This window comes from Novosphingobium sp. RL4 (assembly GCF_035658495.1).
Lineage (GTDB): Bacteria > Pseudomonadota > Alphaproteobacteria > Sphingomonadales > Sphingomonadaceae > Novosphingobium.
Genome location: NZ_CP141945.1, coordinates 1,681,824 through 1,701,585 on the forward strand (window position 1 = coordinate 1,681,824; position 19,762 = coordinate 1,701,585).

Annotated in this window: 12 protein-coding genes; 5 read left to right on the top strand and 7 right to left on the bottom strand. The window is 67.4% G+C overall.

What is annotated here, in order from left to right:
- Positions 1-3: 3 nt before the first annotated feature.
- The 3 genes from U9J33_RS24305 to U9J33_RS24315 are packed head-to-tail and all read right to left on the bottom strand — an operon-like array spanning position 4 to position 4,567.
- The gene (locus U9J33_RS24305) at positions 4-843 is read right to left on the bottom strand and encodes a hypothetical protein (RefSeq protein WP_185999539.1); all 840 of its coding nucleotides are present in this window, start codon (positions 841-843) and stop codon (positions 4-6) included.
- Between the two features lie 56 nt (positions 844-899).
- The gene (galA, locus tag U9J33_RS24310) at positions 900-3,830 is read right to left on the bottom strand and encodes a beta-galactosidase GalA (protein ID WP_324699475.1); all 2,931 of its coding nucleotides are present in this window, start codon (positions 3,828-3,830) and stop codon (positions 900-902) included.
- Positions 3,827-4,567, bottom strand: a complete 741-nt coding sequence (locus U9J33_RS24315) for a GntR family transcriptional regulator (RefSeq protein WP_054435645.1) — start codon at positions 4,565-4,567, stop codon at positions 3,827-3,829. Before U9J33_RS24315 ends, galA begins: the two co-directional genes overlap by 4 nt.
- A 179-nt stretch (positions 4,568-4,746) precedes the next feature.
- Between U9J33_RS24315 and U9J33_RS24320 the strand changes: the two genes are divergently transcribed.
- From U9J33_RS24320 to U9J33_RS24340, 5 genes are read left to right on the top strand one after another with little or no spacing between them, the layout of a single operon-like run.
- A complete protein-coding gene (locus U9J33_RS24320; RefSeq protein WP_324699476.1) occupies positions 4,747-7,188 on the top strand; it encodes a beta-N-acetylhexosaminidase in 2,442 nt (813 codons plus the stop codon).
- A gap of 2 nt (positions 7,189-7,190) precedes the next feature.
- Positions 7,191-9,809, top strand: coding sequence for a beta-mannosidase (locus U9J33_RS24325; RefSeq protein ID WP_324699477.1), 2,619 nt, complete (start codon positions 7,191-7,193; stop codon positions 9,807-9,809).
- 29 nt (positions 9,810-9,838) lie between these two features.
- Positions 9,839-12,400, top strand: coding sequence for a glycoside hydrolase family 3 C-terminal domain-containing protein (locus U9J33_RS24330; RefSeq protein WP_324699994.1), 2,562 nt, complete (start codon positions 9,839-9,841; stop codon positions 12,398-12,400).
- A complete protein-coding gene (locus tag U9J33_RS24335) occupies positions 12,400-13,854 on the top strand; it encodes a glycoside hydrolase family 125 protein (protein WP_324699478.1) in 1,455 nt (484 codons plus the stop codon). Before U9J33_RS24330 ends, U9J33_RS24335 begins: the two co-directional genes overlap by 1 nt.
- Before the next feature lie 30 nt (positions 13,855-13,884).
- Positions 13,885-15,819 (top strand): alpha-L-fucosidase, encoded by a 1,935-nt coding sequence (locus U9J33_RS24340; protein WP_324699479.1) that lies wholly within the window; start codon positions 13,885-13,887, stop codon positions 15,817-15,819.
- A 44-nt stretch (positions 15,820-15,863) separates the two neighbouring features.
- On the opposite strand, the gene U9J33_RS24345 is transcribed toward U9J33_RS24340, so the two are convergent.
- The 4 genes from U9J33_RS24345 to galE form a co-directional block, all read right to left on the bottom strand.
- Complete coding sequence (locus U9J33_RS24345) at positions 15,864-16,460, bottom strand: LuxR C-terminal-related transcriptional regulator (protein WP_324699480.1); 597 nt, start codon at positions 16,458-16,460, stop codon at positions 15,864-15,866.
- A 64-nt stretch (positions 16,461-16,524) separates the two neighbouring features.
- On the bottom strand, positions 16,525-17,442 hold the full coding sequence (locus U9J33_RS24350) for a glycosyltransferase family 2 protein (RefSeq protein ID WP_324699481.1): 918 nt from the start codon (positions 17,440-17,442) through the stop codon (positions 16,525-16,527).
- Positions 17,432-18,670, bottom strand: coding sequence for a hypothetical protein (locus tag U9J33_RS24355; RefSeq protein WP_324699482.1), 1,239 nt, complete (start codon positions 18,668-18,670; stop codon positions 17,432-17,434). The genes U9J33_RS24350 and U9J33_RS24355 overlap by 11 nt, the downstream gene beginning before the upstream one ends.
- Positions 18,671-18,713: 43 nt before the next feature.
- The gene (galE, locus tag U9J33_RS24360) at positions 18,714-19,727 is read right to left on the bottom strand and encodes a UDP-glucose 4-epimerase GalE (RefSeq protein WP_324699483.1); all 1,014 of its coding nucleotides are present in this window, start codon (positions 19,725-19,727) and stop codon (positions 18,714-18,716) included.
- Positions 19,728-19,762: the final 35 nt, after the last annotated feature.

A 19,762-nucleotide genomic window follows, 5' to 3' on the forward strand; every position in this document is an offset into this window, starting at 1 on the left:
GCCCTAACGCGCCCCGTCCCATTCGGCGGGGCGCGTGCGGGCCATATGGTCCGCAATGCGCTGGCGCTGCAGCGGCTCGGCCATATCGGCGCGAACGGTGTAGAAGGCGCTGAGGAAGGCCCGGTCCGCGGCAGTCAGGCCGGGCGGTGCATCGGCATCTCCCTGCGACGTGAACAGCGTCAGGATCGTTGGCGGCCCTTCCGCGCGGATTTCGCCCAGATGCGCGCCGGTGAGACCGCGAATTGCCGCATAGTCTGCCACTTGCCGCAAGTCGCGGTCGGCCATGGCTTCGCGGTCGATCAGAACGACGGAACTGACGATATCGCGGCGCGTGGTTGACGACAGGCGCGTTGACGTCTCCGTCTTCAAGGTCGTCACGCCGGTTGGCGAATAGCTGGGACGGTCACCGTCGCGGCTGCGGATTGCGGCCTTGATCCAGGCCCGGACGGGGCCGGGTTGTTCGAGAATGCGGCGGATATCGGCGCGCGATTGCCCGATCATGGCACCGGATCGCCCGTGGGACAGCCTCTGCACTGCCGCCCGGCTATCCTCCACGAAAACCACCATCAGGTTCGGTGCGCAACCTGCCGCTGCGACGGGCAAGCCTGCCGATGCGGCCACTTCGGCAATCCGGTCGATCACGACCTCGCCCGCCTCCGCAGGCAGTCCGGCGCTGCCGACGCAAAGCGGGTATGTGAACCGGGCCAGCGGCTCGTCGCTTTGGGCCGGGATGGCCATTTGCGCGACGAAGCGGTGGGCGGATTCCCTGGCGTCGGTCGCGGCGCAAGCCGTGGCCGGAACGAGAGCGGCGACTGCCCAAAGGCAGCCGGAAACGATGTTCATGCCAGTTCCCCTTTACGAAAGGGAAGTTACTGCATCCGCTCTCTTTTTCAAGTCGCTCAGGGGGTGACGTAGACGCGCCCCACCAATCCGCTCGGGTTGCCCTCGGTCGCCGCCACCAGCACGGCCAGCGTGCGCGGCCCCGGGCCTGGAGGGATCGCCGCCGTCAGTGCGGCAGGTGCCGCATCGGTCTTGCGCGCGGCCAGTTTGCCGTCGAGCCAGATTTCGGCGGCTCCCGCTATCCCGGCAAAGTGCAAGGTGCCGCCTTCTGCGGCGACCTTCTTCCACGGCGTGAAGCGGGTGCGATAACTGCGCCATCCGGCGCTTCCCGCAGGCGCGGCCACGCCCGGGCGCACGAAGTCCCACGAGTTGTTGTCGCCGTCCACCGGGGCCAGCGCCGGATCGGGCTTCTGCGGGAACAGGGCCGAGCGGCGCCAGTCGGTGATCGCCATTTCCGCCGGGACGACCGGGACTTGCGCGCGCGGTTCGCGCGGCGCCCGGGCGAGGCTGAGACGCGCGGAACGCAGGCCGCCTGCGCTTGCTTCCAGCGTGAGCCGCTGGCCGCTGGCATCGCCTTGGACGATGACCTGTGCAAGACCGTTGAACAGGGCGCGCTTGCTGCCCTTTTCGCTTGCATGGTCGTTGGGGTTGCCGTTGCCGAGGCCAATGATGTGCCCGCCTGAAATAGCGAACTCCACCGGCAGGTTGGCGGTGGGAACATGGCGTCCGCGTGCATCCACGCAGTCCACGGTGATCGCCTGCACGTCCTCGCCGTCGCTGGCCAGCGCCTGCCGGGCGGGCGTCAGGCGCAGGGCAACCGGCGCGCCCACGGTTTCGTGGACGGCGCGGGCCACGACCTTGCCGCCGCGCAGCGCCAGCGCCTCGATCCGGCCGGGGCGGTAGGGCACCTGGAAGGTGTGGCCCATGATCCGGTCGGCGGCGGGCACGCGCTCGATCACTTCGCCGTTCAGCCGCAGTTCGATGGCCTCGGCATTGGTGATCGCGAAGACCTCCAGCGTCTGCCCTTCGCGGCCCGGTCGCTCGTATTCGGGCCAGGTCCAGTGCGGCGCCAGCCAGATCACCGGGGCATCGTCGCGCCAGTGGGCGGAATGGATGCCGAAGGCGGTCTTGGGGAAGCCGCAAAGGTCCATGATGCCGAAGAAGCTGCTGGTCGAAGGCCAGGCATAAGGCGTCGGCTCGCCGTGATAATCGAAGCCGGTCCAGACGAAGCCGCCCGCCACGAAGGGGCGCTCGGCGATCATCTTCCACGTCTCGCGGTGGGTCGCGCCCCAGGAGGCTGCCTCCTTGTCGAACGAGGTGATGACCTGCTGCGCCGGGATGCTCTCGAAGGCGCCGCGCGTTTCGTAGGCGCTGGTGTCCTCTGAACTGGTGATCGGCTTGTCCGGGTGAAGGGCATGGAACTTGTCGTAGTCGCCCTGGTAATAGTTGAAGCCCATGACGTCGACGACGGTGGAGACGTTCTCGGGATTGTAGAACGAACCGTTCATCGCCGCCGTGACGGGGCGCTGCGTATCCAGCCTGTGCACGGCCTTGCGCATCCGGCGCACCATTTCCACGCCCGCATGGGTGCCCTGCATCGGCTCCTCGTTGAACACCGACCAGAGCACGATCGAGGCATGGTTGCGATCGCGGCGGACCATCCATTCGAGCTGCGCCAGATAGTCCGGCGCGGGGTTGAAAAGGCGGTTCTCGCCCATGACCACGAAGCCCAGCCGGTCGCACCAGTCCAGCACTTCCTTGGCGGGGGCATTGTGCGACATGCGGATGGCGTTGCAGCCCATCGCCTTCAGCCGCTGCAACCGCCAGAGCGCCAGCGCGTCGGGGATGGCGGTGCCGACGCCGGTATGGTCCTGGTGGATGCACACGCCCTTGAGCTTGGTCTCCACGCCGTTGAGCACCATGCCCCGCGCGGGATCGAAGCGCACCGTGCGGAAGCCGATGAACTGGCGCCGCGTATCCACGACCTGGCCTTCGTGCAGCAGGTCCACCTCGACGCTGTAGAGCACCGGGCTGTCGGGCGACCAGAGCTTCACCGCGCCGGGCGCGAGCTGGGCGGTGACTTTTGCCTGTTCCAGCGGCGCGACCGCGGCGCTGCCGCGCGTGCGGTGGATTTCGCGGCCTTCGGGGTCGAGCAGACGGGCGGCGATCTCGGCCTGTCCGGTGTCTTCGCCGACGTTCGACAGGCTGACTTCCACCGGCACGTGCCAGGTGCCGTCGTCCTGATGGACCGGATCGCAATAGAGCCCGTCCGTCTCGATCGACAGGGCAGGGCGGCTGACCAGCCAGACATGGCGGTAAAGCCCCGCGCCTTCGTACCACCAGCCCTCTCGCGCGGCGGCATCGACGCGCACGGCGATCCAGTTCACCTCGTCGCCGAAGCGGGCGAAGGGGGTGAGGTCGACGATGACGCTGCTGTAGCCCGACCAGGAGTGGGCCACTTCGCTGCCGTTGATCCATATCGTGGCATGGGTGGCGATACCGTCGAAATGGAGTTCGAGGCGGCGGCCTTTCTGGCTTTCGTCCAGCCGCAGCAGGCGGCGATACCAGCCGATCCCGCGCGGGCGGTAGCCTTGCGAGACATTGGCGTTTTCGCTCACGTCCTGCGCAATGGCCCAGTCATGCGGGAGGTCTACCGTCTGCCAGTCGGAATCGTCGAAGGCCAGCGCCGCCGCGCCGCGCGCATTGCCGGCCTTGACCGAGAGGTAGGTGGCGTTGTGGTCGGTGGGTTCGGGTACCGGCACCTCGCCCTCGTGGAAGCGCCAGCCGCGTTCGAGCAGGGTGCGCGAGGGGTCTGTTTCGGGCAGGCGGGGCGAGGGGCCGGGAAGCGGGGCCGGCATCGGCAGCCCGTCGGCCATGCCCGGTCCGAAGGCCGGGGCGGGAGCGGCAAGGGTCGAAGGCGAAAAGGCGGGCAGAAGGGTGGCGACGGCGCCCGTGGAGGCGCCGCGCAGCAGCAATTCTCGGCGTTTCATGAACCCTCGATCAGCTCGGCGACAAAGTCGTAGGAGTCGCCGCGATAGTAGGAGCGGGTGAATTCGACGGTGCGGCCGTCGCGCAGGAAGCCGTGACGCTCGATCAGGAGGCCGGCATGGCCGGATTCCACGCCGAGCATCCGCGCGTGCTCGGCCCCGAAAGGCACCGCGCGCAGGCGCTGGAGTGCGCGAACCGGGCGGTTGCCGCTCTTTTCCAGCGCGGCGTAAAGCGAATCCCCGACGACATCGAGGCTGGCGAGGCAGTACCCCGCGATCGTCGAGATTTCGAGCGCGAGCGGCTCGTCGTCGGCATAGCGGATGCGGGTGAAACGCAGGACGGTGCTGCCCGGCGCCAGGCCCAGCGCCATCGATTCCTCTGGGTTGACCGGCCCGGTCATGCGCGAGACCCAGGCGCTGGAGGCCCGCTTGCCGCGCGCTTCCATGTCCTCGCTGAACGAGGTCAGCTTCGAGAAGCTCTTTTCCACGCGGGACGCCACGAAAGTTCCGGCGCCGCGCCGCCGCGTCAGCAGGCCTTCCTCGACCAGACCGGCGATCGCCTTTCGCACGGTGATACGCGAAACGTCATACTCGATCGCGAGATTGCGTTCGGGCGGAATCGCTTCGTTCTGGTCCAGCACGCCTTCGGATATCGCATCGCGGATGAGCTGCTGGAGCTGGATGTACAGCGGCGCAGCATTGTCTTCCCGCAGGCGACCGATCCGGTCGGAAAATGACATTCGATCCCCCTTCGGTCCATTCTCTGCGAATGGCTTTACATTGGTCATGTCGCGCTGACAATCGCAGCAAATGGTCGCAGTTCAAGCCCAATTCGCAGGAATAGAATAAGACCTATTGCGGGAAAGGATATATTTTGGTTACGTTGCCTGCTCTGGTCACAAGAAAACGAGGGGCAGGTATGGGCACGACGGCAAAGGGATATCGGCAGCTGCGGACCGGAGGCGTGGTCACCGCCTCGATCCTTGCGGCACTGGCTTTTTCGGCTCCCGCGCAGGCCGCGCCTCTGGCGCTTACGCCGTGGCCCGCTTCCGTCGAGCAGGGCAGCGGCAAGCTGCTGGTCGCATCCGGTTCGGTCATTGCCGTGCCCGCGGGCGATGCGGACGCGGCGGAAGCGGCGCAGCTCCTTGCAGACCATGTGAAACGCGCGAGCGGTCTTGTGCTTGACGCCGGTTCTGGGGCCGGTTCTGGGGCCGGTTCTGGGGCCGGTTCTGCGGCCGGTTCTTCCGGCGCAGCACCCATCCGCTTCGAGCGCGATGCCGCGATTTCCGGCTCCGAGGCCTACCGGCTGACGGTGACGTCCGGCGGCGCGGTGATCTCGGCATCGGGCAAGTCCGGCTTCATCTACGGCGCGATGACGCTGTTGCAGCTGCTGACGGCCGATGCCGGCTCTGCGGGCAAGAGCGCCTCGGTTCCCGTGCTCACCATCCAGGATTCGCCGCGCTTTTCGTGGCGCGGGGTGATGGTCGATCCCTCGCGGCACTTCCAGCCGATGGAATTGGTCTACGCCATCGTCGACCGCATGGTGGAAGTGAAGCTCAACACCCTGCACTTCCACCTTTCCGACGATCAGGGCTGGCGCTTCGAGGTCAAGCGCTATCCCGAACTCACCCGCATCGGCGCATGGCGCCTGCCGCCGGACACCGGCGGCGCCATCGGCCCCCGGTCGGGCGGGTTCTATACGCAGGAGCAGCTCAAGGCGCTGGTGGCCTATGCGGCGGAGCGCGGCATCACCGTGGTGCCCGAGATCGACCTGCCGGGCCATGCGCAGGCGCTCGTCGCGTCCTACCCCGAAGTGGGCGTGCTGGGCGACCGGCCTGCCGTTTCGCATGACTGGGGGGTCAATCCCTGGCTGTTCAACCCGAATGACGCGGGCATGACTTTCGTGCGCAACGTGCTGGACGAACTGATGGAGGTCTTCCCCTCGCAGTTCATCCATATCGGCGGCGACGAGGCGGTGAAGGACCAGTGGGAGCGTTCGCCCGAAGTCCAGTCGCAGATGCGCAAGCTGGGCATCAAGACCGAGAACGAGATGCAGAGCTGGATGATCGACCGGTTCGGCGAATATCTGGCGCAGCATGGCCGCCGCCTGATCGGCTGGGACGAGATCCTCGAAGGCGGCCTGCCCGCTTCGGCATCGGTGATGAGCTGGCGCGGAGAGCAGGGCGCGGTGGACGCGGCCAACGCCGGGCACGACGTGGTGCTGACGCCAGCGCCCAACCTCTATCTCGACAATCTTGAATCGACCCTGCCGGACGAAGCGCCGGGGCGCATTTCGATCCAGACGATGGAAGCGGTCTATCGCTACGACCCGATGCCCAAGGGCATCGATGCCGCCAAGGCCAAGCATGTGCTGGGCGTGCAGGGCAATGCCTGGAGCGAATATATCGTCACCCCCTGGCAGTTGCAGCACAAGCTGTTCCCGCGCGTGGGGGCGCTGGCCGAGACCGCATGGTCGCCCGTGGTCACCGGAGAGAAGGACTATCCCGGCTTCCTCGCGCGGCTGACGCCGCAGATCCAGCGCTGGAAGCAGGGCGGGTTCGAAGTGTCGGACAGCGCCTTCGGCGTGGCCTTCACGCCCACCCAGACCCGCGCAGCCCAGCTCGATGCGAAGAGCATCGGCGTGGCGCTGGCGAACCAGGCCTCCTACGGCACGATCCGCTACACGCTGGACGGCAAGGCGCCGGCGGCGAAATCGCCCGCTTATGCCAAGGCGCTTGTCGTGAAGCCGGGCACGGTCGTCACCGCCGCCAGCTTCGCGCCGGACGGCACGCAGCTTTCCGCCCCGCGCCGCTACGATACCGCGCGCGAGACGCTGCTGACCTCCACCGCCTCCACGCTGGTTGCCTGCCCGCGCGGGGCGCAGGGCCTGCGCGTGCCGCTCACCGCCGATGCGACGGCGAACGGCCCGGCCTACAACGTCAACATCTTCGACACCTGCCAGGCCGACGACCATGCGCCGCTGGCTCATGCGAAGACGATCACCGTCTCGGTCGCGCGGCTGCCGCGCAACTATGGCCTTGCGCATGAGGCATCGGCGCTGATCGAACACTTCGCGGTGACCACGCACGGGGAACTCGTCATCAGCGCGGGCTGCCGCGCGGCGGAAAAGGCCGCAAATCGCAAGCAGAAGGAACATGCGCCGATGCCCGGCGCAACGGTGCTGGCCACGTTCGCGCTGCCCGATCCCGACGCTTCGCCGCAGCAGTACACGTTCACCGCGAACCTGCCTGACCGGCCGGAGCTCAAGGACGAGGCCGACGTCTGCTTCCAGTTCACCTCGCCGCTTTCCGATCCGTTCTACGCGGTAGAGAAGGTGGTCTACGGGGAGAAGGCGAAGTGAGGATGGCGGGCAGGCTTGCAGGTCCGTTCGCAAGCGGGGCGCTGGCCCTCTGGCTGGCGGGCGTTTCGGGGGCCGCGCTGGCGGCCCCGCCCACGCAGACCGCGCTTGACGAGGGCTGGCAGGCCCGCATCGCGCCGGGCGATACAGCTGCCGTAAAGGCCCATCCCAAGGCCGCGCGCTGGTTCCGCGCGCAAGTGCCGGGCACCGTGCAGCAGGACCTGATCGCCACGCGGCAGGTGCCCGATCCGTTCCTCGGCACCAACGAGGCGGCGATCCAGTGGGCCGGGCTGACCGACTGGGAACTGCGCCGCACGCTGGACGTGAGCGCCGAAGCCATGGGCCGCGAGCATCTCGACCTCGTGTTCGACGGGCTGGATACTTTCGCAACCGTGTTCATCAACGGCAGGCAGGTGCTCAAGGCCGATAACGGCCACCGGCAGTGGCGCGTCGCCGCCAAGGCATTCCTCAAGCAGGGCCGCAACGAGATCCTCGTGCGCTTCGCCTCGCCGATCCGCACCTTGCAGCCGATGGTCCTGGCCGAGGCGCATCCGCTGCCCGGCGAATACGATTCCGCCTTCGGGGATGAGCCCAAGGGCAAGCAGACTTCCGCCTATATCCGCAAGGCCAAGTACCATTACGGCTGGGACTGGGGCCCGCGCATCGTCAACCAGGGCATTTCCGGGCCGGTGCGCCTGGAAGCCTGGGACGAGGCACGGCTCGGCGCCTTCGAGGTCGTGCAGGAAGCGCTCGGCAAGGACGAGGCGCGGCTGGTGGCGAAGTTCCGCGTCTTCGCGGACAAGCCGGGCAAGGCGCAGTTCGCCGCCCGCGTGACCGGACCGGACGGGCAAGCGCTCGCCCCGGTCTCGCGCGAGGCTTCGTTCGATGCGGGCGAAAGCGTGGTCACCGTGCCGCTGACGGTCGCCGCGCCGAAGCGCTGGTGGCCGGTCGGCTACGGCGATCAGCCGCTCTACAAGGTTTCGGGCGAGATCGCTTCGGGCGCGGGCGCCGGAGCCAAGGCGGCCCGTATTATCGGTCTGCGCGAGGTCGAACTCGTGCGCGGGGGCGGCGCTTTCGGCTTCCGGGTGAACGGCGTGACGGTCTTCGCCAAGGGCGCGAACCTCATTCCCTTCGACATGTTCCCCTCGCGCGTTACCGACGCGAAGATGCAGTCGCTGCTGGAGGATTCCCGCGCGGCCAACATGAACATGATCCGCGTCTGGGGCGGCGGCTACTATCTGCCGGACAGCTTCTACGACATGGCGGACCGCATGGGCCTGATGGTCTGGCAGGACTTCATGTTCGGCGGCGCGGTGCCGCCTGCCGACGTCGCCTACCGCGAGAACGTGCGGATCGAGGCGGACCAGCAGGTCGAGCGGCTCGGTTCGCACCCCTCGATCGTGATCTGGGCGGGCGGCAACGAGGTTATCTCCGGCTGGGAAACCTGGAGCGACCGCAAGGCCTGGAAGAAGGCCGTCGGCGCCGAGGAACACGAGCGCATGGCGACTTCGATGACCGTGCTGTTCGACCGCGTGCTGCGCGGCGCCGTGACGGATCATTCGCCGACCACGCCCTACTGGCCGGGTTCCCCTTCGACCGATTACGAAGGCCCGGTCGATACCGATGCCGCGGGCGACCGCCATTTCTGGGATGTTTGGTCGGGCTCCAAGCCGGTCGAGAACTATACGCTTTCCTGCCCGCGCTTCATGTCGGAATACGGGTTCCAGGCGATGCCGGTCATGGCGACGATCCGCGGTTTCGCGGGCGATGCGGCGCAGGCGCCGGACAGCCCGGTGATGAAGGCGCACCAGAAGTTCCTCGCGGGCGAGGGCAACGAGCGCCTGAAGTTCTACCTTGACGCAAGGCTGCGCCCGGCAAAGGATCTGGCGGACTTCGTTTACCTCACGCAAGTCAACCAGGCGCAGGCGATCGATATGGCCGCGCGCCATCACCGGGCCTGCGCGCCGGTGACGCTGGGTTCGCTCTACTGGCAGCTCAACGATGTCTGGCCGTCGATCTCGTGGGCGAGCGTGGACTATGAGGGGCGCTGGAAGCTGCTGCACTACGCCGCGCGGCACTTCTTCGCCCCGCAGGCGGTGGTGGCCGAGCACAAGCAGGGCGTGACCAGGGTCAGCTTCGCGTCGGACGCCACCAGCCCGGTCGCGGCGGAGTGGCGCCTGACCGGCTACGGGATGGACGGCACGAAGCTGGGCGAAGCGGGCGGGGCGGTGACGCTGGCTCCGACGACCGCCACTACCGTTCCCGATGTGTCGGACGCTGCGGTCTTCGCGAGTGCTCCGGTAGAGGCGAGCTATGCGGTGGCGGAACTGGTGATCGGCGGCAAGACCGTCTCGCGCCAGATCGTCGAGCGTGCCTTGCCAAAGGCCATGGCCTATCCCGCGCCCGGCCTTGCCGCGACGTGGGACGGCAAGGCGGTGACGATCACCGCCAAGGCGCTGGCCCGCGCGGTCATGCTCGATTTCGGCGCAGTGGATGCGCAGGCTTCGGACAACGGCTTCGACCTGCTGCCGGGTGAGAGCGTGCGGATCGAGATCACCTCGAAGGCCGATGCGGCGGCGCTGCGCAAGGCGCTGGTGCTGCGCACATTGGCGGGAGAAGGGTGATGAAGGCGCTGTTCCCGATCACCCTCGCCATGGTTCTGGCGGCGCCTGCCGCCGCTCAGGACCTGTCGGGCGAGGCCGATCCCGCCGTGCTCGCCGCCATCGCCAAGGCCGATCTGGCCGAGAAGGCGGACCAGCTCCAGAGCACCGCACCTGCCGCGAAGGCCATGGGCCTGCCCGCCTATGACTGGTGGAACGAGGGCCTCCACGGCCTTGCCCGCAACGGCGTGGCCACGGTGTTCCCACAGGCGGTCGGCCTTGCCGCGACCTTCGATCCGGCGCTGATGGAAAAGGTCGGCACCGTCGTCTCCACCGAGGCGCGCGCCAGGTTCAATGCCAAGCCCGTGGATGCCGACCGGCGCATCTACGAGGGCCTGACGATCTGGTCGCCCAACATCAACATCTTCCGCGACCCGCGCTGGGGCCGGGGTCAGGAGACTTACGGCGAGGACCCGTTCCTCACCGGCTCGCTGGCGGTCGGCTTCATCAAGGGTCTGCAAGGCCCCGATCCGCTCCATCCGCGCGTGATCGCGACGCCCAAGCACCTCGCCGTCCACTCCGGCCCCGAGGCCGGGCGCGACAGTTTCGACGTGGATGTCAGCCCGCAGGACCGCGAGGCGACTTACCTGCCCGCCTTCCGCAAGGCCGTGACCGAGGCCAAGCCGCTCTCGCTGATGTGCGCCTACAACTCCACCCACGGGGTGCCGGTCTGCGCCGACGATGCGCTGCTGAACGGCACTCTGCGCCGCGACTGGGGCTTCAAGGGCTTCGTCGTGTCGGACTGCGATGCAGTGGCGAACATCTGGATGTTCCACAATTACCGCTACGACGCCGCCGAGGCTTCGGCCGCGGCGATCAAGGCGGGCACTGATTTCGACTGCGGCACGACTTACGCCGCGCTCACCCAGTCGGTGGCGCGCGGCCTGCTCACCGAGGCCGAGGTCGACCGCGCGCTCGCCCGCTCGCTGGAGGCCCGCTACAAGCTGGGCATCGCCTTCGGGGCGGCCAATCCTTGGGCGAAGATCAAGCCGGGCGAAGTCAACACCCCCGCCCACCGCGCCCTCGCGCTGGAAGCCGCGCGCAAGTCGGTGGTCCTGCTCCAGAACGAGAACGGCCGCCTGCCGCTGAAGGCCGGAACCCGCCTCGCCGTGATCGGCACCAATGCCGACGATCTCTCGGTGATCGAGGCCAATTACCACGGCACCGCCGCCGATCCGGTAACGCCGCTGGAAGGCATCCGCCGCCAGTTCGGCGCGGCCAACGTCGCTTATGCGCAAGGCTCGGTGCTGGCCGAGGGTGCGCCCGTGGTCGTGCCGGAAACCGCGCTCGTCGCGGATGGCAAGCCCGGTCTTCGCGCCGAATATCTCGACATGTCGGGCAAGCGCGTGTTCGTGCGGCAGGATCGCCGCGTGGACTTCAACCTCACCCGCACCGCGCCCAAGGGGCTGGACGCCAAGGGCTTCAAGGTGCGCTGGAGCGGATCGCTGGTGCCGCCGGGAGCGGGGACCTATCGCCTCGCGCTCGACATTCCGGCCTGCTGGAAGGACTGCACCCGCCATGACGACGTGCGCCTGAGCATCGGCGGCAAGGAACTGCACAGCGGCGTGCTCGGCAAGCAGCGGGTCGAATTCGACATCGCATCCGATGGCTCGCCGCAGCCGATCAGCCTCGAACTCGACCATTACGGCGAGGACGAGGGCCTGCGCCTCATGTGGCTGCCGCCCGCCGAGGCTCAGCGCGCCGAGGCCGTGAAGGCCGCTTCGCAGGCCGACGCCATCGTTGCCGTGCTGGGCCTTTCGCCCGATCTCGAAGGCGAGGCGCTGCAGGTGCAGGTGCCCGGCTTCGTCGGCGGCGATCGCAGCGATATCGCGCTGCCCGAACCGCAGGCCAAACTGCTGGAGGCGCTCCACGCCACCGGCAAGCCGGTGATCGTCGTGCTGACGAATGGCAGCGCGGTCTCGGTCGATCCGGCCATGGCCGATGCCGTGATGACCGCATGGTATCCGGGCGAGGCGGGCGGCACCGCCATTGCCGAGACGCTTGCCGGGGCCAACAATCCCTCGGGCCGCCTGCCGGTTACTTTCTACAAGTCGACCAGCGACCTGCCCGCCTTCGTCGACTATTCGATGAAGGAGCGGACCTATCGCTACTTCACCGGCAAGCCGCTCTGGGCCTTCGGCCATGGCCTGAGCTATACGACTTACGGCTACGAGGGCGCCAAGGTTTCCGCGCCCGCGCTGGGCCAGCCCGTGACGGTCACGGCCACCTTGCGCAATCTTGGAAGCATGGCGGGCGAGGAAGTGGTGCAGGCCTATGTCGTGCCGCCGGTGATCGAGCCGCGCCCGATCATGACGCAGGGCGTGTTGCAGCGCCAGCTTGCCGCCTTCACGCGCGTTCCGCTGGCAGCGGGCAAGTCGCGGGAAGTCTCGCTGACTATCGATCCGCGCAGCCTGTCGGTCGTGGATCGTCGGGGCACGCGCAAGGTCGTGCCGGGCGACTACAAAGTGTGGATCGGCGGCGGACAGCCGGGTGACGGCGCGGGCGCATGGGTGCAGTTCACCCTGACCGGACAGGCGCAGGAGCTGCCGAAGTGATGACTAAGACAAACCTCGACCGCCGCAGCACGTTGGCAGGCGCCATGACCGGTGCCGCCGCGCTCGCCATTCCGGCCACGGCCCGTGCGGTGACCATCCCCATGCCGCAAGGCGGAGGCCGTCCCCCGGTGTCGGATCGCCGCTACGTCAGCCGCGCGGTGGAGGCCGAGATCGACCGCGTATCGCGCAAGATTGCCGATCCCAAGCTGCGCGCGATGTTCGTGGGCTGCTATCCGAACACGCTCGACACCACCGTCTACATGGACAGCGTGGACGGCCGTCCGGACGCTTTCGTCATCACTGGCGACATCCCCTGCCTCTGGCTGCGCGACAGCACGGCGCAAGTGCTGCCCTACCTCCATCTGGTGAACAAGGACCCGGCGCTCACCGCGCTGTTCCGGGGCCTGATCGCCCGCCAGTCGCGCTCGATCCTGATCGATCCTTATGCCAACGCCTTCATGCGCGATCCGTCTGCGAAGACCAATCTGTCGTGGGCGCTGAAGGACCAGACCGACATGAAGCCCGGCGTCGCCGAGCGTAAATGGGAGATCGACTCGCTCTGCTATGCGATGCGGCTCGGCTTCCGCTACTGGCGCCAGACGCGGGACAAGCTGCCTTTCGACCAGACCTGGGCCGAAGCCTCCCGCGCCTGCGTGCGCACCTTGCGCGAACAGCAGCGCAAGGGATCGCCCGGACCCTATCGCTTCCTGCGCACCAGCAACCGGCCGACCGAGACCATGCAACTCGACGGCTGGGGCGCGCCGAGCCGTGCGGTCGGGCTGATCCACTGCGGTTTCCGCCCCTCGGACGATTCCTGCACGTATCCGTTCCTGATCCCGGCCAACCTCTTCGCGGTGACATCGCTGCGCGAGATGGCCACCGTGGCCGAGCAGGCCCGCGGCGACACCGCGCTGGCCGCCGATGCCCGCGCGCTGGCAAGCGAGGTGGAAGCGGCGCTGCGCCAGTGGGGCACGATGCTGCTGCCGGACGGCCGCCGGGTCTGGGCCTACGAAGTGGACGGCTTCGGCAACGCGATGTTCATGGACGATGCCAACGTCCCCTCGCTGCTGGGTCTTGCCTTCCTCGAATGCGTGGACGCCGCCGATCCGCTCTGGAAAGCCACGGCGGAGGCCTGCTGGTCGGACGCGAACCCCTACTTCTTCCGGGGATCGAGGATCGAGGGCATCGGCGGGCCGCATGTCGGGCTTGGGCAGGTCTGGCCGATGAGCCTAATCGTGCGCGCGCTGTCGAGCAGCGATCCGCTGGTGATCCGCGCGATGCTGCGGATGCTGCGCGATACCGACGCGGGCACCGGCTTCATCCACGAGGCGGTGGACAGCAACGATCCTGCCAAATTCACGCGTGACTGGTTCGCCTGGGCCAACGGGCTCTTCGGGGAACTGCTGGTCAAGCTGGCCGATACCCGGCCCGAACTGCTTTCCGCGCCGCTCTGACACGCGCCTGCCTTTACCAAAGGACTGACGATGGACTTTTCCCGCCGCCGTTTCCTCGCCACTTCCGCCGTCGCGGCGACTGCGCTTGGCGCCGACGCCGCGCAGGCCGCGCGCCGCGCCGCCGGTGATGCCGCCGCGCCGCTGCCCTCGGGCGCGGTTCCCTCGGCGCGGCAGTGGAACTGGCACGCGCACGAAATGTACGCTTTCGTGCACTTCGCCATGAACACCTTCACCGACAAGGAATGGGGCTACGGCGACGAGGACCCCAAGTGGTTCAACCCGACAGATTTCAATGCCGACCAGATCGTTGCGGCGGCCAAGGTTGCGGGAATGCGCGGCGTCATCCTGACCGCCAAGCACCATGACGGCTTCTGCCTCTGGCAGACCCAGCTTACCGAGCATTCGATCCGCAACAGCCCCTACAAGGCGGGCAAGGGCGATATCGTTGCGGAAATGTCGGAGGCGTGCCGCCAGGCGGACATGCTGTTCGGCCTCTATCTCTCGCCGTGGGACCGCAACCACGCGGAGTACGGCCGCCCGGCCTATATCGACTATTACCGCAAGCAGTTGACCGAACTGTGCACCCGCTACGGCAAGCTGTTCGAAGTCTGGTTCGACGGCGCCAACGGCGGTGACGGTTACTACGGCGGCGCGCGCGAGGCGCGCAAGATCGATGCGCCGAAGTATTACAACTGGCCCTCGATCGTAAAGCTGGTCCACGAACTTCAGCCCGATGCCTGCACGTTCGATCCGCTTGGCGCCGATGTGCGCTGGGTCGGCAATGAGGACGGCGTGGCGGGCGATCCCTGCTGGCCGACGATGCCGAACGTTCCCTATGAGCAGGATGTGGGCAATGCGGGCCTGCGCGGGGGCGAGATCTGGTGGCCGGCGGAAACCGACGTTTCGATCCGGCCCGGCTGGTTCTATCACGCCGACGAGGATTCCAAGGTCAAGAGCCCGGCGCGCCTGATCCGCCTCTACGACGAATCCGTGGGCCGGGGCACCAATCTCAACCTGAACCTGCCGCCTGACCGGCGCGGCCGGATCGCCGATCAGGACGTGAAGATCCTCAAGTCGTTCGGCGATGCGATCCGCGCGACCTTCGCGAAGGATCTGGCGCAGGGCAGCGTCGCCCATGCCAGCGCCTCGCGCGGGGGCCGCTTCGTGCCCGCCCAGGTGCTGGACGGCCAGCGCGAGACCTACTGGTCCGCGCCCGACGCCGTGCTGACCCCCACATTGACGCTCGACCTCGCGCCGGGCACGCGCTTCGACGTGGTGCGCCTGCGCGAATACCTGCCGCTGGGTATCCGCGTGACCCGCTTCGCGGTGGAAGCGGAGATCGACGGCCAGTGGCAGCGCCTTGCCGAGAAGGAATGCATCGGCGCGCAGCGCATCATCCGCCTGCCGCAGCCGATCGCGCCGCGCCGGGTGCGGCTGGTCGTCCTCGAAGGCAGCGCGGCGCCGGCGATCTCGGAATTCGCGCTGTTCGCCTCGGTGGCGCCTGTCGATGTGCCGGCGATCGTCTCGACCGATCCCAGCGTGCTGGATTCCACCAAGTGGACCATCGTTGCCGCCAGCGCGCCGGGCGCGGAACGGCTGCTGGACAATGATGCGGCGACGATCTGGAAGCAGCCCGCCCCCCAGCCGGGCAAACCCGCGCGCGTGACGGTGGACCTTGGCCGGGCCGAAGCGCTGGGGGGTTTCACGCTGACGCCGTCCCGGCAGGTCATGGCCGATTCCGCGCCGCCCCGGGGCTACGTCGCCGAGACCAGCCTTGACGGCAAGACCTGGAAGCGCAGTGCGGCAGGGGAATTCGGGAACATCGCTTATGCGCTCGCCACCCAGCGCATCGCCTTCGCCGCTCCGGTAAAGGCACGCTATCTGCGCCTGACCTTCGAGGCCACGGCGCTTCCCGCCGGGATGCTCGCCATCGCGGGGCTGGGCGCCTTTACCGGAAGGACCTGAATTCGGCGCAGGCAGGGCTGGGGGGCGGCGCCGAAGCGCCGTTTTCAGGCCTTGCCCGCCTCGATGGCGATGCGGATCGCCTCCATCGTGTTCTTGGCGCCGAGCCTGGCGATCATGTTGGCGCGGTGGATCTCGACCGTCCTCGGGCTGATCGACAGTTCCTTGCCGATGAGGCGGTTCGACTGGCCTTTCGCCACGCCGATCAGCACTTCGTGTTCGCGCTTGGTCAGGCGCGAGATCAGCGAGGCGGCGGCGGATTCGCGCGGGTGATAACGCCCCGGCACATCGGCCGTGCTTGCCGCCCGGGTGAGGATATCGCGCAGTTCCGCCATGTCCTTGGTCGGGATCACGTAATCGGCCGCGCCTTTCGATATCAGTTCCACGATCCGCCGCACATTGACGACGAGGCTGTATATCACGACGGGAATGCGCTGGGCATTGATCGATTTCACGAGGAAATCGTCCAGCACGTTGTCGTTGTCGCCAATAAGAGCGATCGTGGGGTGACGCGCCGAAAGATCGGTGAATTCGCACGAATATTGAATATTAAAAATATCGTCGACCTGCTTGAGGATCGAGGTGACGTATTTCTTGCGTTCGTTGTCATCGTCGATGAGTATGATGTTCAGCGTGTCGTTCATGTCCCTGTTCCGTGAATGATATTGATGGATTGCCGGTTCTGGTCGCTGCGCGATGGCCGGTGGTTCATTCGGCCGCCGGGAAGCCGGGCGCGGCGTCCGGCCGCCGGGGCGCGGTGCGCCTGATCCTCATGTTCTTCACCTGCCGCATGACCTGCGAGGCGGCCCAACGCGGGGCGATGGCGGCGAGAAGCAGCGTGTTGCGGTAGGACGGCCGCCGTTGCCGGTTGGCGCTGAGGCGCCGGATCTGCACCGAGGCGAGCCGGGCTTCGCGCGCAGACAGGCCGGAATCCTTCCATGCGGCGATCTCCTGGTGAACGCGCGCTTCCGAAGCGCGGATCTTGTCGATCGGCGCGATCGAGATGAGCTGTCCGGGAGAGCGCCGGTACCAGTAGCGCACGCTGTTCTCGCGCCAGAAGGTCGCGCCGAGATGGAGCAGTTCGAGGTAGAAGATGATATCCGCGAAATAGAGCGCATCCTTGAAGCGGACGGCGGCGGTCTTCGCGCTGCGGCGGTAGCTGAACCCGGTCGGGCCGCCGATCGGGTTCCAGGCGACGGAATGGCGCGGAATGATGCCCTGGGGCAGGTCCGGGATGGTCATGCGGACATGCCTGACGCTTTGCCCGAAGCTCAGCCCGGCGATGGAGATGCAGTCCACCTGCGGATTGCCCTGGTAGACGCCGACCGCGCGGCGCAGGTGATCGGGGTCCCACACGTCATCGGCATCGAGGAAGAACACGAAGTCGCCGGTGGCCCGGTCCAGCGCGGTGTTCCTTGCCCCGCCCGGTCCCTTTTCCTGGGCATTGTGCAGGAACAGGGTGGCGACATTGCCGTGCCTGTCGTCGGCCGGCAGCACGGCCTGCCTGTCGTCCACCACGATCAGGTGCTCTATCTCTATGCCGGAATCCTGCCGCGCGACGGACTGCCTGGCTTCCGCGAGGAAATCGTCCAGGGCGAGTGTCGGGGTAACGATGCTAACTTTCATGGGCGCTTCTCCAATAGAAGAGCGAGGACAGCAGATTCTCGCGGATGCAGATGGTGAGGTAGGCGAGCGCAACGCAGGCCTCGATGATCGTCAGGGTTGCCGCGGCGCCGAACAGGCCCATCAGGCGGGTCATCGCGAAATAGGCGGGAATGCCGATCGCGCCGGTGGTAAGGGTTACCTGCCGCACGATGGTGTCGCGCTTGGCCGCCAGTACCGCATTGTTGACGAGCAGGGTGGAAAGGCCGACCAGCGCGGGCAGCGGCGCCATGATGAGGATGCAGCGGGTGATGCCCTCATAATGGTCGAGCCCGATGGCGGTCAGCAGCGCCGGTCCGCCCAGTGCGATGACCAGCGACATCCCCACAGAAAAGAGCAGGGCCGTGCCGTTCAGGCGCAGCAGCCGGGTGGCCAGCTCCCGCTCGCCCGAGGCATAGCGCACGCTCAGCGGATAGGCGGTCATGAACAGCGGTGCCGAGCCCTGCTGCATCGCCGTCACCAGCCGCTGGCACAGGCCGAACGCGCCGACGATCTCGGGAGACTGGACGATGCCCAGGATCAGCACGCCGGCGCTGGTGTAGGAAAACACGCCGAGCTTCATCACGAAGATGTCCCGCCCTTCGCGCAGGAGCGATGCGGCCAGTTTCGGCCTGAAGCTCAGCGCGAAGTAGCCCTTGCGGTGCAAGAGCAGCAGGCCCGAGAGATGGATCGCCAGGATCGCGCCGCACTGGGACAGGAACAGGCCGTCGATGCTGTGGAAATGGTAAGCCACCAGCGCCACGCCCAGTCCCGCCAGCCGCACCGGCGCGGTCAGCAGCAGGAACTCCCTCTGCAGCGACAGTGCGATGAAGATCCAGGTGGGGATGATCCCGTTCAGCACCATGAACACCAGCACGCACAGCGCCGTGGCCACGCCGATCGAAGGTCCGGCAATGCCGATCGCGACGAAGGCGGCGAGCAGCGCGGCGAAGAAGAACCCGGTCTGGACGAGCATGATCGCGCCGATGACTTCGGCGATCCGCGCGGGGTTCTCCAGCGCCAGCGAGATTTCGCGGGCGCCGGAGTACCGGAAACCGTATTCCAGCCCCACCAGCACGAGCGAGCCCGCGCCGAGGTAGAACACCACTTCGGACCCGATCACCTGGCTGGCCATCGCGGCGGCCAGCCAGGTGATGAACGCGGGATATCCGATCTGGAAGCCGTGCAGCACGAAAGTGGACGCGAGCCTCATGGCGCGCAGGCCCGGCGATGGCGGGCGAAGGAGCCGGGGGCGGTCATGGTGCGGTGCGCTCCGCCAGATGCCGTTCCCAGGCCAGCGCATGGCGCACGATCGTGTCGAGGTCCTCGTGCGCGGGGCGCCAGGGCAGGGCGGCGGTGATCCTGCCGTTGTCCGCCACGAGGGCGTTGGGATCGCCCGCCCTGCGCCCTTCGAGGCGGCGAACTATCGGGCGGTTGGTCACGCGGTCCACCGCATCGAGCACTTCCAGCACCGAGAAGCCGCGCCCGTAGCCGCAATTGAAGGTGTGGCTGGCCGCCGGATCGGCGATCAGCGCGCCAAGCGCGAGGACGTGCGCGTCGGCAAGGTCCGACACATGGATATAGTCGCGCACTCCGGTGCCGTCTGGCGTGTCGAAGTCGGTCCCGTAGACCGACACCGCCTCGCGCTTGCCCAGTGCCGCTTCGACGGCGACCTTGATGAGATGGGTGGCGCCCAGCGTCGATTGCCCGGCCCGGTTTTCAGGGTCTGCCCCGGCGACGTTGAAGTAACGCAGGGCGCAGAAGTTCATCGGATGAGCGGCAGCGACATCGCGCAGCATCTGTTCGGTCATCAGCTTGGACATACCGTAGGGATTGATCGGCGACTTGCCGGAGTCCTCCACGATCGGCACGATTTCGGGGATTCCGTAGACCGCCGCGGTGGAGGAGAAGATGAAATGGCGCACCCCGCACGTAACGGCGCTTTCGATCAGCGCGCGGCTGCGGACGGTGTTGTTGCGATAGTAGCCCAGCGGATCGCGGACCGATTCCGGCACGACGACCGACCCGGCGAAGTGCATCACCGCGCCGATCCCGTGCTCCCGCATCGCCGCCTCGACGAGCGGCTGGTCGGCGATGTCGCCCTGGACGAAGGGAACGTCCTGCGGGACCGCCCAGCGAAAGCCGGTGGAGAGATTGTCTATCACCACGACCGGCCATCCGGCATCGCGCAGCGCGAGGACCGCGTGGCTGCCTATGTATCCGGCTCCGCCCGTCACCAGTACGGCGGGCTTTTCCGTGATTGAACGCATGATTGGACTGCCTTTGTATGAATGTCGTGTCTTGT